Raw genomic sequence first — 21,411 nt, 5'->3', positions numbered from 1 at the left:
GGCGGTTCCCGGGCTCACGATCGCGCCTGATTATGCAGGACGTCCCGGAGGGGGGACAGGGGCGTCCGGACCCGGGCGGGGGTGTTGTGCCGGTTGGTGGCGGTTGTTTCCCGAGGAACGGCCGGGGAGCGGCGGATGTCCCCGGTGCCGGCGGTCGGGTCGGTGCGGTGTGTCCTGGGCTAGCGGGCCCGGCGGCTACGTTCGGCTCAACCCGAGGGAGCAAACCGGGGCATTTCTGACAGCATGGTGAGCTGGGAGTGATCATCCGCACGGGCCCGCCGCCTCGGCCGGGGCCCGCGACCCTACGGAGCCGCCATGACGGACTCGCGCGCCGCGTCCGACCGCAGCCCGGCGTACGAGCCCGGCCCGCCGGAGGTCACCGTCCCCAACCTCTGGGTGCCGATCGGCGCCCTGCTGCTGGCGATGCTGCTCGCCGCCCTCGACCAGACCATCGTCTCCACCGCGCTGCCCACCATCGTCAGCGACCTCGGCGGCCTGGACCACATCTCCTGGGTGGTCACCGCCTACCTGCTGGCCTCCACCGCCGCCACCCCGCTCTGGGGCAAGCTCGGCGACATGTACGGCCGGAAGCGCTTCTTCCAGGCCTCCATCGTGATCTTCCTGCTCGGCTCCGTACTCTGCGGCATCGCCCAGAACATGGGCGAACTCATCGCCTTCCGCGCGCTGCAGGGCCTGGGCGGCGGCGGGCTGATCGTGCTCACCCAGGCCATCGTCGGCGACCTCGTCTCCCCCCGGGACCGCGGCAAGTACCAGGGCCTCTTCGGCGCCGTCTTCGGCGTGACCAGCGTCCTCGGCCCGTTGCTCGGCGGACTGTTCGTCGACAACCTCAGCTGGCGCTGGGTCTTCTACATCAACCTGCCGATCGGCATCGTCGCCCTGGTGGTGATCGCCGCCGTCCTGCCCGGGCAGGAGACCAGGCGCCAGCACCGGATCGACTACCTCGGCACCGTGCTGATCGCCGCCGTCGCCACCTGCCTGGTGCTGATGACCTCCCTCGGCGGCACCACCTGGGGCTGGACCTCCTGGCAGATCGTCGGGCTCGGCGTGCTCGGCCTGGTGCTGCTGCTCGCCTTCGTCCTGGTCGAGCGGACGGCCAGCGAACCGGTGCTGCCGCTGCGGCTGTTCCGCTCCCGGACGTTCAGCCTGGTCGCGGTGATCTCCTTCGTGGTCGGCTTCGCGATGTTCGGCGCCCTCACCTACCTGCCGACCTTCCTCCAGGTCGTCAAGCAGGTCTCGCCCACCCTGTCCGGCATCCACATGCTGCCGATGGTGCTCGGCATGCTGCTCACCTCGATCGGCTCCGGCCAGATCGTCGCCCGCACCGGCCACTACCGGATCTTCCCGATCGCCGGGACGGCCGTCACCACCGTCGGCCTGCTGCTGCTCTCCCGGCTCGACGAGCACAGCAGCACCACCGAGATGAGCCTCTACTTCCTGGTCTTCGGCCTCGGGCTGGGCCTGGTCATGCAGGTACTGGTGCTGATCGTGCAGAACTCCGTCGGCTACCAGGACCTCGGCGTCGCCACCGCCGGCGCCACCTTCTTCCGCTCCATCGGCGCCTCCTTCGGCGTCTCCATCTTCGGCAGCCTGTTCGCCAGCGGGCTGCGCGACCGGCTCGCCGACGCCCTCACCGGCCTGCCGCTGCCGCCCGGCTTCCACCCCGAGGCCATCACCTCCGACCCGCGGGTGATCACCCGGTTGCCCGCCGTCGTCCAGGAAGCCGTCCACCACGCGTACGCCGAGTCGATCACCCGGGTGTTCCTGTACGCGGTGCCCGTCGCGGTGGTCGCCTTCGTGCTGTCGCTGTTCCTACGCGAACAGAAGCTGCGCTCCACCGTCACCGCACCCGACCTGAGCGAATCCATCGGCCTCAACCCCGTCCAACGCTCGTCGCTGGACGAGATCGCCCGCGCGCTCTCGGTGCTGAGCACCCGCGAGGCCCGGCGCGACCTCTTCCGGCGGATCACCGAGGGGGCCGGGCTGGACCTCCAACCCGCCTCCAGCTGGCTGCTGTTGCAGATGCACCACCACGGCTCGGTCGAGCCGGCCGAACTCGCCGAGCGGCGGATCGTCCCGATCGCCGTCATCGAGAGCGCCGTCCGGGAAGTCGAGGGCCGGGGCCTCGCCGCCCGCAGCGGCGGGCTGGCGCTACGGCTCACCGAACCGGGGGCGGAGGCGGCCGTCAAGCTGGTCGCTGCCCGGCGCTCGCAACTCGCCGACCTGCTCGGCGACTGGGACGAGCAGCAGTACGCCGACCTCGCCGACCTGCTCACCCGCCTCAGCTCCACCCTCTGCGCCGACCGGCGCGACCGCCCGGACCGGCCCGCCCACGAGCCGCCGTACCGGGGGGAGGGGCGGTCGTTCTAGCCTGCCTTGCAGGGGGTTTGGATGGAGAGCCAGGCGACGGCGGCGGCGAGCGCGGGGTCGTCGTCCTTGCGGGGGTCGGCCGTTTCGACCGCCTCGTCCGGCTCGATCGGGCCCTCGTGGACCCGGCCGGTGCGGTCGGCCTCGGCGGCGCCGGTGAGCAGCAGGACGGCGCCGTCCGACAGCCGGTGGGCGGCGTTGCCGGTGGGCACCCCGTAGGTGGGCTGGCCGAAGCTGCGGGTGGCCGGGCGGCCGATGAAGGCGATGGCGACCGCCTCGCCCGCGCTGCCGGTCGCGCGGCCGGTGAGGACGGCGACGGGCGTTTCGGGCGTCTGGTCGTGGTGGGTGGGCACCTCGTCGTGGCGGGTGGCGGGGGAAGCCTGCGGGGCGTCGTCCAGGTACGGCACGCCGTCGCGGACCGACCAGGTGCTGCGGGTGCCGTCCGCGGTGACGAAGGCGCCCAGCGGGCCGTCGCCGAGGATCGGCGCCGCGACGGCCAGCGGGGCCCACATCCCGCCCCCGGTCTCGCCTCGCAGGTCCACCACCCAGCCGCAGGCGCTCACTTCGGCGACGGCGGCACGGCCGCGGGCGACGTACTCGGCGTAGGTGCGCTCCGATCCGTTCACCGCCGGGAGATTCAACTGGACGATGCGGCCGGGGAGTTGCCGGGCGGTCGGGGCGTTCACGGCCTCCGGGTCGGCGTCGACCTTCGCCGCCTGGTCGGGCGGGTAGAAACGGCTGTGGTGGTCGTCGAGGGCGGTGACGGCGGCCCTGATCGCGGGGTGGGTGTCGGCCGGGGTGCGGGCCGTGGCCGCCTGGGCGAAGGCCTGGGTGCGGAGCTTCGGCCAGTCCACCTTCGCGGTGTTGAGGGACTTCTGCTGGATGAGGTCCAGGGCCTCCGAGAGGTAGCCGCGGGCCTCGGGGGACATGTGCTCGGGGAGCGGCGACCCTGGAACCGGCGAGGAGCACGCCGCGAGCGCCAGTACGGCCGCCGCTGCGACCACCCGTCCCAGTCGTCTCATCCGCTCCTCCTCCGCTGACCCCTCATGGCTCGTACCACTCCTGATCCTTCCTCACGGACCGCCGAACCAGCGGGGGGTGTCGAGGCGGAACGGGTCGCCGGGGGCGAGCAGGCGCAGGGCCGTCTCCACCTCGCGCAGGCGCTCCTCGCCCAGGGTGGCGGACCACTCGGCGCGCAGCTCGTCGAAGATCCGGGCCGACCGGACCAGGCAGTCCACCCCGCGGGCGGTCAGTCGGACGACCTTGCGGCGGGCGTCGGCCGGGTCGCCGCCGCGTTCGACGTAGCCGAGCTGCTCCAGGTTCTCGATGGTCTTGCCGGCGGCCTGCTTGGAGACGCCGAGCCGGCGGCCGAGGTCGACGGCGGTGGTGCCGTGCGGTCCGATCGCCTGGAAGACGAAGCCGTGCATGGGCCGCAGGTCGGGGTGGCCCTCGCGGGCGATGCGCTCGTGCAACTCGTCGATGATCGTCCGGAAGGCGAGCAGCAGGCGCAGCGGCAACTCGAAGCCGGGCGGGGCGGGTTCGCCTGCGGGGGCGCTTGTGGGTGTGCTCGTGGGTGTGCTCACGGGCTCGCTTGACATGGGTAGACAACCTCATTGACCATATAGACAACGTCATTGACCATCTTAGGGGGTTCCCTCGCCATGCCCGTGATCCGCCACGCCGACGCCCGTCGCACCGAAACGCCGAACGCCGTCATGACCACCTACGCCTCACCCACCCAGGGCTCAACCGCCCTCGCCCTGTGGCAGGTCGACATGACGGCCGGCAAGAGCGGCCCGCTCCACGCCATGGACGTCGAACAGATCTGGACGCTGCTCACCGGCGCCGCCACCGTCACCCTCCCCGACGGCCCGGTGCCCCTCACCGCCGGCGACACCCTCGTCCTCCCCGCCGACCTCGCCCGCCGGATCACCACCGCCGACGGCTTCACCGCCATCGTCGCCGGCCCGTCCCCCGCCCACGCCTACAACCCCGACGCCGTCACCCCCGAAGGCGCCTGCGGCCTCGCCCCCTGCGACGCCGAGCGCCTCCTCCCGCCGTGGATCGCCTGACCCGCGAAGCGGTCCGGACATGAGTACGGGGACGGTCGAGGATCTGCCTCGGCCGTCCCCGCCCGGTCTTGGCCGCTACTTCCGGTCGTCGATGTCGTCCGGTAGGTCGTCCAGGTTCTGCTGGCCCTGCTGTTGGCCCTGCTGCTGGGTCTGGGCGGCCTTCTGCTGGGCGTCGTCCCCCTTCGGGGGCTTGTTGCCGAGGCGCGACTTCGCCTCCTCCTCCAACTGCTCGGCCTTGTCCCGGAACTTGTCGCCGATACCCATGGCTGTGCCCCATTCGGTTGGATTTCGGGTTCTCCAACCAGGCTTGCACGCCCCCTCTCCGCCTGCACTTCGGGCCAGTTGCCGCGGAGCGTCACGATCGACAGGCCCCGGATCGCCCGACCCGCCCACTGGTCGCACCGGGAGCAGCAGCCTTGGCCTGTTTCCGGGTCGAACGCGAAGGGCTGATCACACAGCGGACAGTCCACAGGTCTCCTACGCGCTCAGGTCGACCTCCCCGCACTTGATGGCGCTGGTGAACTCCGCCCACGCCTCGCGGGTCATGGTGACCACCTCATCGGGCCGCATCCCAGTTGGTGAATCTTGGGTCTGGAAACGGCATCACACTCAGGGCGCGTGCTTCGAGCTGGGGTCGGGACCGTTGGCGGCCACGGCCGGAAACTTCCGGAGCGCCCCGCCCAGCCGGCCGGACGAGCGATCAGAACGGCGATGGTTTGGTGACGGACAGTCATGGGAAGGTCCAGGCGCGTCGGCAGCGAGCCGGCCAGTGAGGAGACAGTCATGCCCGAGACCACGCCCAACTCAAAGGGCCCGGCCCCGATCAAGCTCACGCCCGGGACGGCCGAACCCGTGCTGGTCCCGGCCGATCAGGTCAAGCCCGAGGATATCGGCACACTGTCGATCGAGTACCGGGACGGTCAGCCCGTCGTTGTCGTCAGCGGCGGGACGGCCATTCCAGCGGGGCTCACGGTCGTGGATGGCGCCGGGATTGCTCTCGCGGCGTACACGGCTGGGCCCACGTCCGCCACCACCCGGTTGGCGCCTGTGGTGGACTACCTCTGCTCGCGCTGGTGAACTGGCGCCGCCCCGGTACGGACCTCTCAGAGCCCGTACCGGGGCATCGTGCTGTCAAGATGGCGGACGCCAGAGACAGTGAAAGAGCCGTCCACCCACAGTGGGGCAGACGGCTCCCACGGCAGGCGCGGCGGCTACGACTCGGAGTCCTCCAAGTGCCGGTACAGCGTCGCCCGACTGATCCCGAGCGCCTTCGCGATGCTGCTCACGCTCTCCCCCTTGGCGTGGCGGTCGTCAATCGGCGGCCGGGCGAACCGGTCCAGCTTCCACACGCACAGGGTGTCGCCGGGGCGGACGTAGTCCTTGGACCACGCTTGCGCCTGTCCGGGGAGCTTCGGGTGCATCCGCTCTGCCCGCTGCTTGATCTCGCTGTTCGGCACGAAGCCGTCCGGCGCTGCTTCGAAGTTGGCCGCCACCCAGTCGGCGAACGGGTCGGACTCCTCCCGGTATTCGCCGGTAGCCCTGGTGACTCGTTCCTGCTCGTTCAGGCCGTGCTCGAACCACTCGGCGGCGCCCCGGACCGCCCAAGCCGCTATGCCTTCCGCTTCGGCCAGTAGGCGGCCCTTGAATCCCCTGTCCTCCCTTCCGATGAACGACTCGTCCCACGGGACGCAGCGGAAGCGCCGCCAGATGCCTTCGTCGGTGCCTCGGATCGTCGGCTTGTCGTTGCCGGACATGATGAGCAGAGCGGTCGGTGTGAAGTCTTACGCGGGCTTGTACTTCTGGTGCGAGGTGAGCAGGTCGGCGGCGGTGAAGAGCTTCACGAACGCTTCGTCCAGGCGGGCGGCCGTCCTCTCGCTGGACAGCACGAGCCGGGCTCCTTGGAGCTTGGCCACCAGCGACCCGTTACGGCCGTTGCGCTGCTTCTCCCAGAGGTCCCAGCCCGACTTGCCGACGTCTTCGAAGTGGCCGTTGCTCTCCCAGCCCTTCGCGAGAATCAAGGCTTCGGTCTTCGTTCGCTGGGCAGCCGGGCGAAGCTTGAGAGTCGTCCTCACGCTTCTTTGACTGTCGTATGTAGGAGACTGCTCGCACGTGGTCAAGGTTAGGTGCCCAGGTAGAGGGCCTAGTGATGAGAGGTGTCATGTGAGTAGCGTCGTCAAGATCAACGTACTGACGGTTCCCGCCGAGCAGCGGGAGGTCCTGGAGCAGCGCTTCGCCTCCCGCGCCGGCGCGGTGGAGAACTCGGACGGCTTCGAGTGGTTCGAGCTCCTCCGCCCCGTCGAGGGCACCGACCAGTACCTCGTCTACACCCGCTGGCGCAGCGAGGAGGACTTCAAGGCGTGGATGGAGGGCCCCATGCAGGCCGCCCACCGCCCCGCCGCCCCGGAGGGCGAGGCCCCCAAGCGCCCCGCCGCCTCCGGCTCAACCCTCTGGTCCTTCGAGGTCGTCCAGTCGGCCGGCCCCAAGGCCTGATGCCTCAGGTCACTCTGCGGTTTCGCTTCGGGCCCTTCCCCAGTCTGGGGGAGGGCCCGAAGTGCCTCTCAGCTGCCCGCGAGGATCGAGAGATGCGCGGCGGCGGATTGGGACAGGCTGTCGAGGAGGGCGCGACCCTTCGCCGCCGTTCCGAGGGAGGGCTGCCCGATGATGCCGTTCTTCGTGTACCCGGCCATGCCGAGCGTGAGTAGGTGCGGGCGCTCGGGGGCGGAGTGGTCATCCCGCTCGATGCCGTCGCGGATGAGCTCCGGGGCGCCGTGGAGGAGGAGCGACACCTCCAACTCGCCGCCGTGCATGTCCTCGGCGCCGCTGCTCACCAGGCCCGCTGCCTCGCGGGCCTGGTGCCAGTCCGCGTGAACCGGGAAGAGGGCGACGCGCGGACCGGAGGTGTTGGCCTCCTGGACGACGTTCGAGAGGACGTAGTTGCCCCCGTGGCCGTTCACGATGAGCAGGCCGGGAACACCGGACGCCTGGAGCGACTTCCAGATGTCGTTGACGACGGCATAGAGCGTGGCGGCGCTGATGCTGACGGTGCCGGGCATGTGGGCGTGCTCGTGAGAGCAGGACACCGTGATGGGCGGCAGGAGGAATAGGCCGTAGTCGGCGGCGATCCGTTGGGCGATCAGGCCGGCGACGACGGTGTCGGTGGTGAGCGGCAGATGGTCGCCATGCTGCTCGAAGCTGCCGACCGGCAGTACGGCGATCTTGGCGCCGCGCCGGTGTTCGTCTGCGGAGGTGGCGGCCGTGATCAGTGCGTCCATGGCCCCACCCTCTCTCATCAGCCTGTCGCAGGTCGAGAGGGCGCCGTACCGCTCATCAGCTTCAACCGTCCGGTGAACATGGCGACTTCGGCCACGGTGTGCCACCGCCGGAGGGCCTTGTCCGCGGCGGACAGCTCCGCCATCGCTCGCGCGGACTCGGTGTCGATGGCGATCGACAGCGCGCGGTCCGCCGCCGCGGCAGCCTGCTCCGGCTCGCCGGACACCGCGTAGGCGCGGGCCAGCCGGGAGAGGTACACGCCTTGGTCGTTGCGGTACACCGGAGGGAGCGCCCAGAGCTCGGCCTCGAACATGGCCACCGCCGTGAGCGGGTCACCCAGTTCGAGCAGGCAGTTCGCGCGCTGCATCTCGATGTACGTCGGCGTGCAGTAGGCCATGTCGAGGGCATCGTCGCGGTGCTCGTTGTCCGGTGACGCGGCCAGCTCGTGGGCCTCGTCGAACTTGGCCTGGGCGAAGCGCTGGTTGCCCATGAGCGCGTGCCCCTGGGCCTCCTGCTGCGTGGCCAGGGCTCGGATGCGCGGGGTCGCCCCGGGTGAACGCTGGGCGGCGCGTGCCAGCCCGACGGCCTGCTGCGCGTTGCGGCGGGCCGTCGCCTGGTTGCTCTTCCTGAACAGGAGGTAGGCGGCCATGACGTCGTCGCCGGACTCCTGCGCCCACTCCATGGCGCGGTCCGACCAGTACATGGCTTGGTCGAAGTCGCCCAGGTCCTGGTTCAGCCAGCCCAGGAACTCGGCGGTCCGGGCGCCGATGGCGAGGATCTCGCCCCTGGCGCTCCCGTCGGCGGATTGCTGGAGACGGTCGAGTACTTGGACGTGCCGGGTGACCGGGTCGAGCGCGTGGCGGGAGCCCAGAAGGTTGGCAGTCCTGTAGTGGCCGGGCATCACCTCGCGTAGGTGGCTGACCAAGAACTCGGGGTTGACGGGCGGGCTGGGCCTTGCGGTGGCGAGATGGGGTTCGATCACACAGCGCCTTGCCCGGGGCGGCGCGGGCGCTTGCTCCCAATCCCGGGTGGCCAGGCCCAGCATGTGACCCGGGATGTGGAGGCCATCCGCGATGCGTTCGACGAGATCGATCTTCTCGATCCGCCGCTTCCCATTCATTACCTCGCCGACACGGCTCGGGGTCAGGTCACAGGCTCGCGCGATGAGCGCTGGGTAGACGCCGGCCAGCTTGAGCAGCCGGAATACGGCGGCGAAGTCCCGCTGTCGGCACGCGGCGATCATCTCGGGATTGGCGAGCAGACCTGATGGAAGCCGGTCCGGAAGGCGAGCTTCGGTCACCATTGCCCCCGCTGTCGATCAGCGCTCCCTGAGCGGAAGTTGATTGACCGTGAGTTTATCCACATTGGGCATTCAGCCTGGGTACGTCGACCGCATCGCCTCCCGGCAACCTGGAGTCACGGGCCGGAAGACCTGTTCCGGCCGCTGTCGAGCATCGGGAGGGTGGTGCACGTGATCAGCTCGGGAGAATCCCGGGACGACGCTGAGTCCAATGAGTCGGGCGTCGGGATAACCACATTCGGGGCGATGCTCACCCGGCACCGTAAGTCCGCCGGCATGGCCAGGGACCACCTCCGGAAGTTCCTTGCGGAGGTTCCCGACGGCGCGGCCCTCACGATGGACGGGCAGCTCGTGCTCACCGAGCTGGTGTCCAACGCCGTGGTCCACGGGCGGGCTTCGCTGGGCCGGGAGATTGCTGTCCGGTTCGAGCTGACCTGCGGCCATCTTCGCATCGAGGTGCACGACGCGAGCAGCGAGAAGCCGACGATCCGGCGGTCCACTGTGTCCGACGAACTGTCGGGGCGGGGACTGTTCCTGGTGGAGGCCCTGTCCGTGGAGTGGGGCTGCGCGCCCCGCCCCGAAGGTTTCGGAAAGATCGTCTGGGCCTTGGTCGGCCCGGGAAGCGGTGCCAGATGAGGAACGGTCGGGCGTTCGGATCGGCGGCGACGCGATGCTTCTACTGTGGTGCGGGCCTGCGGAAGGCCGTGACGCGGAACATCGCGGTCAACGGACGGGTGGTGGGCGTCCACATGTGGCATCCGCGCCGTGCGGGGGAGGTGCCGGCGCGATGACGGCGCTTCGGGATCACGACGGGGCCGAGTCGGCTTCCGCTGGTGGCGAGGCGGGAGCGGCGTCGCGCCCGTTTCCGGTGGTGGTGGAGGTCCGCGGCGTGACGGAACCCGCACGCTTCTCCCGGCTCCCGGACGCGTTGGCCGCGCTCCTGGGATCGCTTCGCGCCCTCCCGCTCAGCATGGATCAGCAGGACTACTTCATCGAGTTGTTCGGCCCGTCCGCCGTGCAGAGGATCGGGCACCGGCTGGCCACTTTCGGCGAGGTGCGGACGCTGGCGTTCGTCGGCCTGACCCCGCACCTGGTCCGTCTCTACCTGGCCGAGTGATGACCGCTGGCGAACGGCCCCGGGTCTTACGGATCACCGGTTGACCTATGCGCCCCGGGGCTTCCGAGCCCCGGGGCGCTCTGGGTGGCCCGTCATGTCGTCGGCGGGTCGGGCGGTAGGAGGGCGGCCGCGTGAGGGTTATCGGTGCTGGGGGCCGTAGAGGGCGGCGGGTGCGCCGGTTGTGAGGGCCCAGTAGCGGTCGCCGTAGGACCAGTGCCACCACTCGGTGGGGTAGTTGACGAGGCCCGCGCGGGTGAGGGTGTGGCTGAGGAGTTGCCGGTTGGTGCGGGCTTCGGGGGAGAGGTTGGCGGCGTCGGTGTAGCAGGCGCCGGCGCTTTCTTCCGGGCTGGCGTTGATCCGGGTGCCGAGGTCGAGTTCGTGGCCGTCGGCGTCGGTCAGGGTGAGGTCGACGGCGGCGCCGGCGCTGTGTGGTGCGATCTCGGGCGGGGAGACGTAGCGGCTCGCGGCCGATCGGAGCTGTGCGGACGGCCAGTCCGGGTGTGCGGTGCGCAACTCGGCGGTGTACTCGTCGAAGTAGCGGCGCTGAAGGGCCGGCGGGCGGTAGCCCTCGACGAAGAGCAGCCGCAGGCCGTCCGGGAGGTGCGATTGGGCGTCGAGGAGTCGGTCGAGCACGCCGGACCGCAGGTGGGCGAACGCCCCGGCGTCGTCGCACTTGCGGTCGTCCAGGAGGAGCTCGTGCTCGCGTACGTCCAGGAGGCGGTCGCCGCAGTCCTGGATGGGGAGGGCAGCCACCTGTGGGTCGGACATGAGGATGATCTCGGTCAACAGGGTCTCCTGGGGAGGAGGGAACGACGGTGCGCGCCGCGACGGCCGGTGGGGTGTCCGCCACCGCCCCGGGTGGTGGGGGGGTGGTGGGGCGGTGGCGGACGGGGGGTTCAGACGAGGGCGGCCTCGACCAGGTCGGCGGCCCTGGCTGCGCTGCCGCCGACGCGGACCTCGCGGCTGAGCTCGTCCAGCCGGGCGGTCACCGCCGGGTCGGCGGTCAGCTCCAGTACGGCGGAGCGCAGCGCCTCCGGGGTGGCCTGCGCGGTGTCCAGTCGGCGGGCGACGCCGAGTTCGACCAGCCGGTCCGCGTTGTCGAACTGGTCGGCGGCCTGCGGCACCGCGACCATCGGCAGCCCGCAGTACAGGCCCTCGCTGCACCCGCCCATTCCGGCGTGGGTCACGAATGCGTCGGCCTGCTGGAGTACGGCGAACTGCGGCACCCACTGGTGCACTTCGATGTTGGCCGGGATCGTACCCAGTTCGGCCGGGTCGGTTGCCTGGCCGACCTGGAGCACGACGTGCCAGCCGGGCAGGTCGCCGAAGGCCTCCAGGCATGCGCGGTAGAAGTCGGGCTGGTGGGTGAAGGTGGAGCCGAGCGAGACCAGCAGCACCTTCTGCGCGCCCTCCGGACGGGTCCAACCGCCCTGGTGCTCGCGGGTGCCGAGGCAGGGCCCGGCGAAGGAGAAGATCTGGGGATCGACCAGCTCGATCTCGGGCTGGAGCACCCGGGGGATGAGCGCGATCCCGCGATCCGGGCGCAGCATGTACCCGAACGGTTCGCCCGCCGGCACGCCGTTGTCGGCGAGCCACTGCGCGAACCGCTCCGGGATCTTGTCCGCCTCCAAGGCCTCCCGCGCCATCTCGAAGCGCGCCAGGTGGGAGTCCTCCCGGATGATCATTGACGGCGAGATCAGCATGGACGGCACGCCCCAGCCGTCGGCCAGCGCCCGGCCCGCGTACGCCATGAAGTCGTACAGGACGAGGTCGGGCCGGTCGTCGTCGAAGGCCTCGCGCAGTCGCGGCAGCATCGCCTGCGCCTCCTCGAAGATCATGGTGTGCACACCGGCCCCGATGTTGGGGTCGACCCCGCCCTTGACGATCGACAGGGTCGTGTCGTGGGGCACGAGTTGGGCGCCGGTGGACTCGATCTGATCGGCGAACGACGGGTCGTTGACATAGCTGACCCGGTGGCCGCGGGCGACCAACTCCCGCATCACCTCCAGACTGGGGTTGACGTGGCCGTGCGCCGGGATGTTCACCATGGCGATGTGTGCTGGTCGGGACATGTCGGGCCCTCTCCTCGTATGTCGCTAGGCGTCCTGCGATCGGCGGGCTGACTTATCGTCAACTCGCCTTTCAGAACAGTACGTAACGTTGGCAATCGTTGCGGTGACGGGGGGTGGGGTTCGGCCGAAGATCGGCCGGTGCGGAGGATCACATGGAGGGTCGCGAGGCGGGTCGGTCGGGGTGAGGCGGGCGGAGAGCCGGCGCCTGCGGAGCCTCGACGTGCGAGCCGTGTGGACGAACGGGAAGGGCCTGCTCGTCCTGACCCCGAAGGCCGAGCAGGCCGAGGCGGTGCTGCGAGCAGTGCGCGCGGCTCATCCGTATGAGGAACCGGTCATCCACTTCCTGCCTTTGTACGAGCCGGGCGTCGAACGATGACCGAGCCGGTCGTGGCCACTCGTCGATGGCTGCGACCGGTACGGTCACTTCGTGGCGGACGGCGAGCTTGGCGCGTTGTCAGTTCTGCTCTGTGACCGAGGTCAGTGCGGGGCGAAGCAGGTCGAGGACGTGGGTCCAGTTGTATTTGTCGCGGCCTCCGCCGGCCTTCGGCTTGTGGGGGATGTAGTCGCCGATCAGGACGCCCATCGAGCGGAGTCGTTCCAGGCTCTCGCCGTACGCAGGGTGGGCTGCTTGGGCCGAGTTGACGTAGGGCTGAACGGCAGTGGGGATGCCGAGCCCGTACGCCTCGCAGAGAATGCCGAGCGCAAGGGTGTCGGATATCCCGGCGGCCCACTTGTTGACGGTGTTGAACGTGGCGGGCGCCACGGCGATGGCGTCCGCCGGGGGAAGTGGCTGGGGGATCGCGGGAGTGCGCCAAGCCGAGCGGATCGGGTAGCCGGTCTGGCGCTCGACGGCTTCCGGGTCGATGAACCCGAGCCCATGGGGGGTGGCGATGACGCCGACCTTCCAGCCTTCGGCGTGGGCGGCGCTGATCAAGGTGCCGACGTCGTCCGCGATGCCCGAGGCGCAGACGACGACGTAGAGGAACGGCTTGCGTTGGTCGGTCAAGTCTGGACTCCCAATTCCTGGCAGAAGCGGCGAAGTTCCGGGACACCGCCGACGGATGTCCTCCGGCGCGCAGCTCTTCACGATTCTGAGCGCTCTGTATCCCTCGGCCAGTCTGCCGTGTCGGCTGTACGTCCGTGCGGACTCCACCCAGAGTGCGGTCCGCCGCTGTGGATCGGGGATATGTCGGTGCAGGAGGGGCCAGCCCGTCCTTCGGAGGCCTGGATTCGGAGCGTGCTCAATTCGTTTCTCTGGCTGCCGGGGAGGCACGGCGGCCCTACGCTGATGGCATGGCTGTGGATCCCGCTCTGCCCGTAGGCCGGCGCATCCAGTACTACCGGGAGCGCGCCGGGAAGTCCCGTCCGGTGTTGGCCGCGCTGCTGGGGCGGTCGCCGAGTTGGCTGAAGCAGGTGGAGAACGGGGCGTTGCTGCCGCCGCGCCTGCCGATGCTCGTGCGCATCGCTCAGCACTTGGGGGTCGATGATCTCTCGTTGCTGACGGGCGACGTCAGCATGCCCAGGGCGCTGTACTCGGGTGTGGAACACGCGGCACTGGACTCCGTCCGGCGGGCGGTTGACGGTGCGCAGCTCGGGTCGGCCGGTGGGCCGGTACCCAACCTCGACCACATCGAGGTTCAGCTGGCGAACGCCTGGCGGACCAGGATGACCAGAGGCGACCACCGGACCGCCTTGGCGGAGTTGCTGCCGGCGCTCGTGTCGGCAGCTTCCCGGGCAGTTGCGCATCAGGACTGCGCCGATCGGCGTCGGGCGGAGGTGATGTACGCCGGCGCACTGAACCTGACGCAGATGTATGCGGCCTTCCAAGGGGACGGCAATCTGGTCTGGCGGGTCGCCGAACGGGCGCTGGCGACCGCGCGGGCATCGGACGACCGGCGGGCGATCGCGCAGGCGTGCTGGTTCCTGGTGGAGGCGTTCCGGAAGTCCGGGCAGTGGGACAGCGCCCAGTCACTGACCGAGGAAGCTCTCCGCCTGCTCGACCCCGTCCGCGGGGATTCGCCGGAACTGGCCTCGGCGTGGGCGGACATGGCATTCCACGCGGCCATCACGCATGCGGTCGCCGGTGAGGCCGGTGAGGCCTGGGGCTGGATCGACCGCGCGGCAGCCGTTGCCGAGCGCCTTCCCGCAGGCTTCTGGAGTGCCCCGACGTCGGGTTCCCGTCAGGCGGTTGGGCTGCACTCGGTCACTGTGGCGGTCGAGCTTCGCCAGACCGGCACCGCGCTTCGGTGGGCCCGGCGGTTGCCGGTGGCCGAGGTCACGGCGATTCCGCGCCGTGGCCGCCATCTGATCGAGGTCGCGCGGGCGCACGCCCTTCGCGGGGAATCGGCGTCCGTGGTGGAACTGCTCACGGACGCTGTTGCGGTCGCGCCCGAGACAGCCCGGTGGAACGAGGAGACGCAGGCCATGGTCCGAGGGTTGATTGATGGCCGTTCGCCGGTCCAGGAGGCCGGGCGTCGACTCGCCGAGTCCATCGGGATGGCCGCATAGAGGGCTGCCGGAGTTGGTGGCAGAAACCCTGCCCCTTCGCACAGTGACGAACCCGTAGCGTCGAGTGACATTGCGGGTTCGGTGCGTAAGGGAGTGTGCGAATGGCGCAGGACGGAGTCGCCGCCGCGAGGGCGGCCAGGCTGTCGCGGCAGGCGGTGCGGGAGTTGGATCCGGCCGCCACGCACGGGTACGGCATCCGCTGGGACCCGGCGGCGCGTTGCTACCACGTCCGTGACGAGCAGGGCGGTGAGTGGCTGCGGGACGGCGACGGAACCATTCGGGCGTTCGTGCGGTTCGAGGCCGCGAACGGCGAGTGGCTGCGGCTGCGGCGTGAGCACCTGGAAGCCCGTGTGCGTGAGGCGAACTGGGTGTCCCGGTGGAACTGATGGAGGCGGGCCGCGATACCGCTTCGGGGCCGGTCGGCGACTGTGAGCAATGCGCCGAACTAGCCGTTCGGGAGGCGGAGTCGGCGGCCCGGTTCGACTACTCCAGTGCCGTTGACGCCCGCGTACTGATGCGTCGCCACCATCGGAGCGCACACCGGTGAGGTGCGATTCACCCGATGGTCGTCACAAAGCATTCTTCGCCGCCTGCGCGGTGTCGATTGCGGGAGCAGCCGTGCTCGCGGCGATGCTGCTGGCGCTCTGTTTCGGCGGCCCGTGAGGGCGGCGGCCCTGTTGTCTCAACCCGAGCAATATCTGATCTTGGCAAGGACTTCGAGAGGAGAAGCGCATGGGCGCACATGGCGGAGGATCCGGCGGCGACGGGCCCGGCAAGGCTGGCGGGGGCAAGGGCGGTGGGCACTCCGGGAAGCCGGACACCGCGCCGCACGACGGCAAGCGGGACGCGCCGCCCACCAACCTGCCCAAGCCGTCGAAGCCTTGAGGGGAGTGATCGCATGAACTGGGACACCTTGGCCGACGGCCTCCGGGAGTCCGGGACGCTGTCGGCGGACTGGGAGTCGACGTTCCGAGCCGTGCCGCGCCGGCTGTTCGTGCCGGATCGGATCCACTGCGAGGGCGAGTGGATCGACCGTCGGGAACTTCCCGTTCAGTGGAACGAGTTGGTCGGCTCGGACATCCCGCTCGTGACCCAGCTGGACGAGGACGGCACCACGCCGTCCTCGTCCAGCTCCATGCCCACGGTCGTGGCGCAGATGCTCCGGCACCTCGACGTCGAAGATGGCATGCGGGTGCTCGACGTGGGCACCGGCACGGGGTGGACGGCAGGGTTGCTGGCGCACCGGCTCGGGGCGGAGAGCGTCACGACGGTGGAACTGGACCGCGACCTCTCCGACGACGCGCGGTGCCGGCTGGTGGCAAACCGCCTGCCAGTCACCACCGTTGTCGGAGACGGAACGCTCGGGCATCCGGCGGGCGCGCCGTACGACCGGGTCCACGTCACTGCGGCCGTGCAGCGCGTCCCTGGTGCGCTGATCGAGCAGACGGTGCCCGGCGGCGTCATCGTCGTGCCCTACGGCACGCCGTTCTGCAACGGTGCGCTGCTGAAGCTCACCGTCTCCGAGGACGGGACCTCGGCGAGCGGGCCGTTCGTCGAGGACGTCGCGTTCATGTGGGTGCGCGACCAGCGGCCGAGGAGCGGGCAGTTCGATATCGAGGATGTCCGGCGCGGCCCGTCGGGGCTCGATCCCGCTGCCGTGGCCGACCACACCGACGCCGCTTTCGCGGTCGGCCTGCGGCTGCCGGATCTTCTCCGGCAGGAGGTGTGGGCAGGCTATGACCGGTTCGGCACCGGCCGGTTCGAGGTTTGGGACGGCGTGTCGTACGCCCACTGCCGCCTCGCCGACTGGGATGGCGAGCACGCTGTATCGCAGTCCGGGCCCCGGAGCCTGTGGGGCGAGGTGACGGCTGCCCATGCCTGGTGGCAGCGCCAAGGCGCGCCCGGGCTCGGTCGGTTCGGGGTGACGGTCACCGTCGCGGGTGAGCACCGGGTGTGGCTGGATAGCCCGGATTGTGTGATCGGCTGACGGCAGTGGCTGGGAGGTGCGCCCCGGGCTTGTGAGGCTGGCGTGCGCTGGGGGGTGCGCGTTTGCGCCGCCCGTTTGGGTGATGTGGTGGGGAGTTTGACGCTTGGTTAGCACATTGCGGTGATCATTGTGTCGGCGCGGGCGTTCGGAGGGACGGCCTATGCGCGGCAAAAGTGAGCCCCGGCGGTGCAGGAACACCCCGGGGAATGGCACTAGGAGTGAAAGGCTCCCGAATGCACATTCATCGTATCCCGAAGCACTCGCCCGGGTACACGATCCTCGACAACGGCCACGTCGTCCGGAAGCACTCACTGAGTTGGGCGGCGCGTGGGCTGCTCAGCTACCTGCTCAGCCTGCCGGACGGTGCGCGGGAGGACATCCGGACGCTGGCGGCGAAGAGCGTCGAGGGCCGGGCGACGGTGGCGCGGGCGCTCCGTGAGCTGGAGGCGGCCGGGCACTACGTGCGGCGGACGCAGCGGGATCCGGTGACGGGGCAGGTGCGGACGATCGTCTCGGTGCACGAAGTGCCGGTGACGGGCAAGGCGGTTCACACCCTGCCGCCGCTTCCCGTGTCCCCGGCCGCCGGTGGGCCCGGAGCTGGGGTGGCGTGCGCCGGGAAGGCGGGAAACCCTTCCGGAAAGGTGAGGGTGAAGGAAGCGGAAGTTCCTTCCGTCCCTCCGTCCGAGAAGTTGACGGCGGGCATGGCGCTGCTGCTCGAACTCGGGCGCAGGGAACCCAGGATGGCGCTGGCGGGCAAGCCGCTGTGCGATCAGGCCGCGCGGGTGGAGGGGTTGCTCGCGGGCGGGTGGAGCGGGGAGGCGCTGGCGGGGATTCTGGCCGCGCCCTTGCCGGAGCGGGTCACGCACAGCGTGGGGGCGGTGCTGGCGGGGAGGTTGGCGAAGGTGCCGCCCGTTCCGTTGACCCCGTTGACCCCGTTGACTCCGGGGGCAAGCGGCGGGCCGCGCCGGCATGAGTGCCCTGGGCGGGACGGCTTGTGCGGGCGGCCCGTCGCCGGGGTCGGGCAGGTGTGCGGGGAGTGCCGGGCTCCGAGGGTGTCGCGGGCCTTGCCGTAGTCGACCCCGGGGCGGGGAGGCGGAGTTCACCCGCCCGGCGGTCGGGAGTCCGGCGGCCGGAACGTCACCGGTGCGTCGAAGGCGGCCCGGCGGGTGGCGCGGCGCAGGGCGCGCAGGACGGCGGTGCCGAGGGTGAGGCAGAGGACGACGGTGAGGGCGGCGCGGGGGAGGTCCCAGCCCAGCGACGTGGTGAGGCAGTAGGCGGCGAAGCGGACCAGGTTGGCGGGCAGCGGGTCGCCGGGGACGAAGGAGATGGAGCCGGAGAGCCCGGCGATGTACGGCCAGCCCTGGAGGTTCATGATCGTGCCGTAGAGGACGGAGGCCAGCGCGCCGTAGCCCGCGAGCAGCCAGAGTTCGCGCCGGCCGCGCAGGCGGGCGGAGCCCGGGAGCAGGCCGGCGCCGAGGCAGACCCAGCCCATGGCGAGCATCTGGAACGGCAGCCAGGGCCCGACGCCGCCGGTGAGCAGCGCGGACGCGAACATCGACAGCGAACCGAGGACGAAGCCGAAGCCCGGCCCGAGCACCCGGCCGGACAGCACCATGAGGAAGAACATGGGCTCCAGCCCCGCCGTGCCCGCGCCGAGCGGCCGCAGTGCCGCGCCCGCCGCTGCGAGCACCCCGAGCAGGGCCACGGACTTGGCGTCCAGGCCGGGCGCGCCGCCGCCCGCCGTGCGGCCCTCGGAGATCTGGGCGATGACGACGGCGAGGAGCAGCGGCAGCAGCAGGGCGAACAGCCAGGGGGCGTCGGTGGCGTGGCCGACCAGGGCGGACTTGGTGGAGGCGAGCAGCGGCCAGCCGAAGGCCGTCACGCCGACGAGGGAGGTCAGGAGCAGGGCCGTCAGCGAGCGGCGGCCGAGCGGAACAGGGCGGCTCATGCGCTCAGCGCCTCCGCGACCTGGCGGACGGTGAGCCACGGGCCGGGGGCCAGCACCTTGGCGACCTGCGGGGCGAACGCGGGGGAGGAGACGACGACGTCGGCCGTCGGGCCGTCGGCGACGATCTCGCCCTCGGCCAGGATCATGGTGCGGTGGGCGAGTTCGGCGGCGAGTTCGACGTCGTGGGTGGCCAGCAGGACGGCGTGGCCTTGCGCCGCGAGGTCGCGCAGGATCTCCACCAGCCGGGCCTTGGCGGCGTAGTCGAGGCCGCGGGTCGGCTCGTCGAGCAGCAGCAGCGGGGGCCGGGCGGTGAGTACGACGGCGAGCGCGAGGGTGAGCCGCTGGCCTTCGGAGAGGTCGCGCGGGTGGGTGGTGTCGGCGATGCCGGGCAGCAGTCGTTCGACCAGGGCGCGGCAGGTGCCGGGGGTGGCGTCCGCGTCGGTGTCGGCGGCGGCGCATTCGGCGGTGACGCTCTCGCCGTAGAGGAGGTCGCGCGGGTCCTGCGGGACGAGGCCGACCTGGCGGATCAGTTCGGCCGGGCGGGTGCGGTGCGGGGTGCGGCCGCGGACCGTCACCCGGCCGGAGGCGGGGGTGTGCAGGCCGACCAGGCTGCCCAGCAGGGTGGACTTGCCGGCGCCGTTGCGGCCCATCAGGGCGGTGATCTCGCCTGGGTGCAGTGCCAGGTCGACGCCGCGCAGGGCGTGGACGGGGCCGCGCCGGACGGCGAGGCGCTCGGCGGTGGCGATCGGTGCGGCGGTCGAAGCGGTTGGAACAGGGGTGGCGCCCGGGTGCAGACCGTCCAGCCGGGAGCGCAGCCCGGCGGCCTTGCGGCGGGCGTCGCGGACGGACAGCGGCAGCGGCCGCCAGCCGGCGAGCCGTCCGAGGCCGACCACCGGCGGGTGCACCGGCGAGTGCGCCATCACCTCGGCGGGCTCGCCGAGGACGGGCGGGGCGCCCGGGGTGAGCAGCAGCACCTGGTCGGCGTACTGGACGACGCGCTCCAGCCGGTGCTCGGCCATCAGCACGGTGGTGCCGAGGTCGTGCACGAGCCGCTGGAGAACGGCCAGCACCTCCTCGGCGGCGCCCGGGTCCAGGGCCGAGGTGGGCTCGTCGAGGACCAGGACGCGGGGGTGCACGGTGAGCACCGAGCCGATCGCGACGCGCTGCTGCTGGCCGCCGGAGAGGGAGGTGAGGGCGCGGTCGCGCAGGTCGGCGAGGCCGAGCAGGTCGAGGGTCTCCTCGACCCGGCGTCGCATCACGTCGGCGGGCAGGCCCAGGGACTCCATGCCGTAGGCGAGTTCGTCCTCGACGGTGTCGGTGACGAAGTGCGCCAGCGGGTCCTGGCCCACCGTGCCGACCAGGTCGGCGAGTTCGCGCGGCCGGTGTTCGCGGGTGTCCCGGCCGCCGACCGTGACCCGGCCGTGCAGGGTGCCGCCGGTGAAGTGCGGGACGAGCCCGCTGACCGCGCCCAGCAGGGTGGACTTGCCGGAGCCCGACGGGCCCACCAGCAGGCAGAGTTCGCCTTCGGGGACGGTCAGGTCGACGTCCGCGACGGCGGGGGCGGCGGCGTCCGCGTACCGGACGGAGACCTGCTCGAAGGTGATCACGAAGCCCTCCGGGGCGGGGTCGGGGCGGCGAACGCCGGCACCAGGCCGAGCAGTACGGCCAGTACGGCGGTCAGCGGCAGCGCGGGGACGGTCGGCGGGACGACGGTGGGCGCGAAGGCGGCCGGGTCGCGCGTGGACAGGTAGATGGTCAACCCGGCGACGGCGGCTCCCGAACCGGCGGTCAGCCACTCGGGCAGCGCCCAAGGGTCTGGCCGGTAGCGGGTTCTGACGGATCGTCGGCTTCCGAGCAGTAGCCCGGCGAAGGCGGCGGCCAGGCCCAGCAGCAGCACCGGTGGCGCCCAGCCGGCGCCGCCGGCGGTCAGCAGCCCGTACGCGGCCAGGCAGATTCCGAGCAGGCCGGCCAGGGTGAGCGCGGCCGTCGCGCGGGCGAGCCGGCGCGGGACGTCCGCGGTGCGGCCGAAGCCGCGGGTGTCCATCGCCGCGGCCAGCGCCACCGAACGCTCCAACGCGCCCTCCAGGACGGGCAGTCCGACGCTCAGAACGGCGGCGATCCCCCGGTCGGTGCGGCCGCGCAGGCGGCGGGCTGCTCGCAGTCGGCGGACGTCCGCGACCAGGTTCGGCGCGAAGGTCATCGCCACCACCACCGCCACGCCCGCCTCGTACAGTGCGCCGGGCAGGGCGCGCAGCAGGCGGGCCGGGCTGGCCAGCGCGTTCGCGGCGCCCACGCAGACCAGCAGGGTGGCCAGGCGCAGCCCGTCGTACAGGGCCGCGAGCAGGCCCTCCACGGTCACCCGGCCGCCGATTCGCACTCCCTGCGCCCAGGTGGGAAGCGGCACTTCGGGCAGCGTGAACAGCACGTGCGTGCCCGGGACGGGCGAGCCGAGCAGCACCGCGAACACCAGCCGGATGCCCAGCACCAGCAGGCCCAGCCGCAGGAACGCGCCGTACGAGCGTGACCAGGGTGCGTCGCCGCGCCGGGCCGCGACCACGTACCCGGCGACGGCGGCGAGTAGCAGCAGGAGCACCGGATTGGTGGTGCGGGTCGCCGCCGCGCCCAGCCCGAGCGCCCACAACCACCAGGCCCCGGGGTGCAGTTGCCGGGAGCCGGTGGGCGGGCGGGTGGCGCGGGCGGTGCTCATGGGTCAGTCCAGGTGGAGGGGTCCGGAGGGGTATGGGAAGGGGGA

The 21,411-nt window shown here is 71.3% G+C and carries 26 protein-coding genes; 13 read left to right on the top strand and 13 right to left on the bottom strand.

Going from position 1 to position 21,411, the window contains the following annotated elements:
* Positions 1-315: 315 nt before the first annotated feature.
* Entirely contained in the window at positions 316-2,388 is a 2,073-nt protein-coding gene (locus tag ACFV61_RS09930) for an MFS transporter (protein ID WP_380491002.1), read from the top strand.
* Here the strand turns inward: ACFV61_RS09930 and ACFV61_RS09925 are convergent.
* Together ACFV61_RS09925 and ACFV61_RS09920 are read right to left on the bottom strand one after the other, a co-directional pair.
* Positions 2,385-3,407: a S41 family peptidase gene (locus tag ACFV61_RS09925; protein WP_380491001.1), complete on the bottom strand. Its 1,023-nt coding sequence runs from the start codon at positions 3,405-3,407 to the stop codon at positions 2,385-2,387. The two genes, ACFV61_RS09930 and ACFV61_RS09925, sit on opposite strands and share 4 nt — an antisense overlap.
* Before the next feature lie 51 nt (positions 3,408-3,458).
* A complete protein-coding gene (locus ACFV61_RS09920; protein WP_380490999.1) occupies positions 3,459-3,968 on the bottom strand; it encodes a MarR family winged helix-turn-helix transcriptional regulator in 510 nt (169 codons plus the stop codon).
* A 78-nt stretch (positions 3,969-4,046) separates the two neighbouring features.
* Between ACFV61_RS09920 and ACFV61_RS09915 the strand changes: the two genes are divergently transcribed.
* Positions 4,047-4,457, top strand: a complete 411-nt coding sequence (locus ACFV61_RS09915; protein WP_380490997.1) for a cupin domain-containing protein — start codon at positions 4,047-4,049, stop codon at positions 4,455-4,457.
* 75 nt (positions 4,458-4,532) lie between these two features.
* Here ACFV61_RS09915 and ACFV61_RS09910 read toward each other — a convergent pair whose 3' ends face one another.
* The gene (locus ACFV61_RS09910) at positions 4,533-4,721 is read right to left on the bottom strand and encodes a hypothetical protein (protein WP_380490995.1); all 189 of its coding nucleotides are present in this window, start codon (positions 4,719-4,721) and stop codon (positions 4,533-4,535) included.
* Positions 4,722-5,240: 519 nt separating this feature from the next.
* On the opposite strand from ACFV61_RS09910, the gene ACFV61_RS09905 reads away from it, so the two are divergent.
* On the top strand, positions 5,241-5,534 hold the full coding sequence (locus tag ACFV61_RS09905) for a hypothetical protein (RefSeq protein ID WP_063347403.1): 294 nt from the start codon (positions 5,241-5,243) through the stop codon (positions 5,532-5,534).
* Between the two features lie 134 nt (positions 5,535-5,668).
* On the opposite strand, the gene ACFV61_RS09900 is transcribed toward ACFV61_RS09905, so the two are convergent.
* Positions 5,669-6,211, bottom strand: a complete 543-nt coding sequence (locus tag ACFV61_RS09900) for a helix-turn-helix domain-containing protein (protein ID WP_380490993.1) — start codon at positions 6,209-6,211, stop codon at positions 5,669-5,671.
* A 27-nt stretch (positions 6,212-6,238) separates the two neighbouring features.
* Complete coding sequence (locus tag ACFV61_RS09895; protein WP_063347401.1) at positions 6,239-6,475, bottom strand: hypothetical protein; 237 nt, start codon at positions 6,473-6,475, stop codon at positions 6,239-6,241.
* A gap of 142 nt (positions 6,476-6,617) precedes the next feature.
* Between ACFV61_RS09895 and ACFV61_RS09890 the strand changes: the two genes are divergently transcribed.
* Entirely contained in the window at positions 6,618-6,947 is a 330-nt protein-coding gene (locus ACFV61_RS09890) for an antibiotic biosynthesis monooxygenase (RefSeq protein WP_363372301.1), read from the top strand.
* Between the two features lie 68 nt (positions 6,948-7,015).
* Here the strand turns inward: ACFV61_RS09890 and ACFV61_RS09885 are convergent, their stop codons facing one another.
* Both ACFV61_RS09885 and ACFV61_RS09880 read right to left on the bottom strand, forming a co-directional pair.
* Entirely contained in the window at positions 7,016-7,729 is a 714-nt protein-coding gene (locus tag ACFV61_RS09885; RefSeq protein ID WP_380490991.1) for a creatininase family protein, read from the bottom strand.
* A gap of 17 nt (positions 7,730-7,746) precedes the next feature.
* Complete coding sequence (locus ACFV61_RS09880) at positions 7,747-8,709, bottom strand: hypothetical protein (protein WP_380490989.1); 963 nt, start codon at positions 8,707-8,709, stop codon at positions 7,747-7,749.
* Between the two features lie 75 nt (positions 8,710-8,784).
* Here ACFV61_RS09880 and ACFV61_RS09875 point away from each other — a divergent pair, with 75 nt between their 5' ends.
* The 3 genes from ACFV61_RS09875 (at position 8,785) to ACFV61_RS09865 (ending at position 10,144) form a co-directional block, all read left to right on the top strand.
* Entirely contained in the window at positions 8,785-8,994 is a 210-nt protein-coding gene (locus ACFV61_RS09875; protein ID WP_380490987.1) for a hypothetical protein, read from the top strand.
* Between the two features lie 195 nt (positions 8,995-9,189).
* Positions 9,190-9,663: an ATP-binding protein gene (locus ACFV61_RS09870; protein ID WP_380490985.1), complete on the top strand. Its 474-nt coding sequence runs from the start codon at positions 9,190-9,192 to the stop codon at positions 9,661-9,663.
* A 253-nt stretch (positions 9,664-9,916) separates the two neighbouring features.
* Positions 9,917-10,144, top strand: a complete 228-nt coding sequence (locus ACFV61_RS09865; RefSeq protein WP_380490983.1) for a hypothetical protein — start codon at positions 9,917-9,919, stop codon at positions 10,142-10,144.
* A 138-nt stretch (positions 10,145-10,282) separates the two neighbouring features.
* Here ACFV61_RS09865 and ACFV61_RS09860 read toward each other — a convergent pair whose 3' ends face one another.
* A complete protein-coding gene (locus tag ACFV61_RS09860; protein ID WP_380490981.1) occupies positions 10,283-10,930 on the bottom strand; it encodes a M15 family metallopeptidase in 648 nt (215 codons plus the stop codon).
* A gap of 110 nt (positions 10,931-11,040) precedes the next feature.
* Positions 11,041-12,216 carry a macrolide family glycosyltransferase gene (locus ACFV61_RS09855; RefSeq protein WP_380490979.1) on the bottom strand — a complete coding sequence of 392 codons (1,176 nt, stop codon included), beginning with the start codon at positions 12,214-12,216 and terminating at the stop codon, positions 11,041-11,043.
* Between the two features lie 220 nt (positions 12,217-12,436).
* On the opposite strand from ACFV61_RS09855, the gene ACFV61_RS09850 reads away from it, so the two are divergent.
* Positions 12,437-12,592 carry a hypothetical protein gene (locus tag ACFV61_RS09850; protein ID WP_380370499.1) on the top strand — a complete coding sequence of 52 codons (156 nt, stop codon included), beginning with the start codon at positions 12,437-12,439 and terminating at the stop codon, positions 12,590-12,592.
* A 78-nt stretch (positions 12,593-12,670) separates the two neighbouring features.
* Here ACFV61_RS09850 and ACFV61_RS09845 read toward each other — a convergent pair whose 3' ends face one another.
* Positions 12,671-13,222: a flavoprotein gene (locus ACFV61_RS09845; protein WP_380490977.1), complete on the bottom strand. Its 552-nt coding sequence runs from the start codon at positions 13,220-13,222 to the stop codon at positions 12,671-12,673.
* 287 nt (positions 13,223-13,509) lie between these two features.
* Between ACFV61_RS09845 and ACFV61_RS09840 the strand changes: the two genes are divergently transcribed.
* The 5 genes from ACFV61_RS09840 to ACFV61_RS09820 all read left to right on the top strand — a co-directional run bounded on the left by ACFV61_RS09840 (position 13,510) and on the right by ACFV61_RS09820 (position 17,784).
* Entirely contained in the window at positions 13,510-14,724 is a 1,215-nt protein-coding gene (locus ACFV61_RS09840; RefSeq protein ID WP_380490975.1) for a helix-turn-helix domain-containing protein, read from the top strand.
* Positions 14,725-14,825: 101 nt separating this feature from the next.
* Positions 14,826-15,110, top strand: a complete 285-nt coding sequence (locus ACFV61_RS09835) for a hypothetical protein (protein WP_380423709.1) — start codon at positions 14,826-14,828, stop codon at positions 15,108-15,110.
* 346 nt (positions 15,111-15,456) lie between these two features.
* A complete protein-coding gene (locus ACFV61_RS09830) occupies positions 15,457-15,609 on the top strand; it encodes a hypothetical protein (protein ID WP_380423710.1) in 153 nt (50 codons plus the stop codon).
* A 13-nt stretch (positions 15,610-15,622) separates the two neighbouring features.
* On the top strand, positions 15,623-16,711 hold the full coding sequence (locus ACFV61_RS09825) for a methyltransferase domain-containing protein (protein WP_380490973.1): 1,089 nt from the start codon (positions 15,623-15,625) through the stop codon (positions 16,709-16,711).
* A 233-nt stretch (positions 16,712-16,944) separates the two neighbouring features.
* Positions 16,945-17,784: a helix-turn-helix domain-containing protein gene (locus tag ACFV61_RS09820; RefSeq protein WP_380490971.1), complete on the top strand. Its 840-nt coding sequence runs from the start codon at positions 16,945-16,947 to the stop codon at positions 17,782-17,784.
* A 26-nt stretch (positions 17,785-17,810) separates the two neighbouring features.
* Here the strand turns inward: ACFV61_RS09820 and ACFV61_RS09815 are convergent, their stop codons facing one another.
* Genes ACFV61_RS09815 through ACFV61_RS09805 form a run of 3 tightly spaced genes read right to left on the bottom strand, consistent with a single transcriptional unit; the run spans position 17,811 to position 21,366 of the window.
* A complete protein-coding gene (locus tag ACFV61_RS09815; RefSeq protein WP_380423713.1) occupies positions 17,811-18,659 on the bottom strand; it encodes an ECF transporter S component in 849 nt (282 codons plus the stop codon).
* The gene (locus ACFV61_RS09810; RefSeq protein ID WP_380490969.1) at positions 18,656-20,266 is read right to left on the bottom strand and encodes an ABC transporter ATP-binding protein; all 1,611 of its coding nucleotides are present in this window, start codon (positions 20,264-20,266) and stop codon (positions 18,656-18,658) included. The genes ACFV61_RS09815 and ACFV61_RS09810 overlap by 4 nt, the downstream gene beginning before the upstream one ends.
* The gene (locus ACFV61_RS09805) at positions 20,263-21,366 is read right to left on the bottom strand and encodes a CbiQ family ECF transporter T component (RefSeq protein WP_380490967.1); all 1,104 of its coding nucleotides are present in this window, start codon (positions 21,364-21,366) and stop codon (positions 20,263-20,265) included. Before ACFV61_RS09805 ends, ACFV61_RS09810 begins: the two co-directional genes overlap by 4 nt.
* Positions 21,367-21,411 lie beyond the last annotated feature (45 nt).

It is taken from the genome of Kitasatospora sp. NPDC059817 (assembly GCF_042731835.1).
Lineage (GTDB): Bacteria > Actinomycetota > Actinomycetes > Streptomycetales > Streptomycetaceae > Kitasatospora.
The sequence above is the reverse complement of the archived record's forward strand: the minus strand, read 5'-3'. Positions and strand labels throughout refer to the sequence as shown.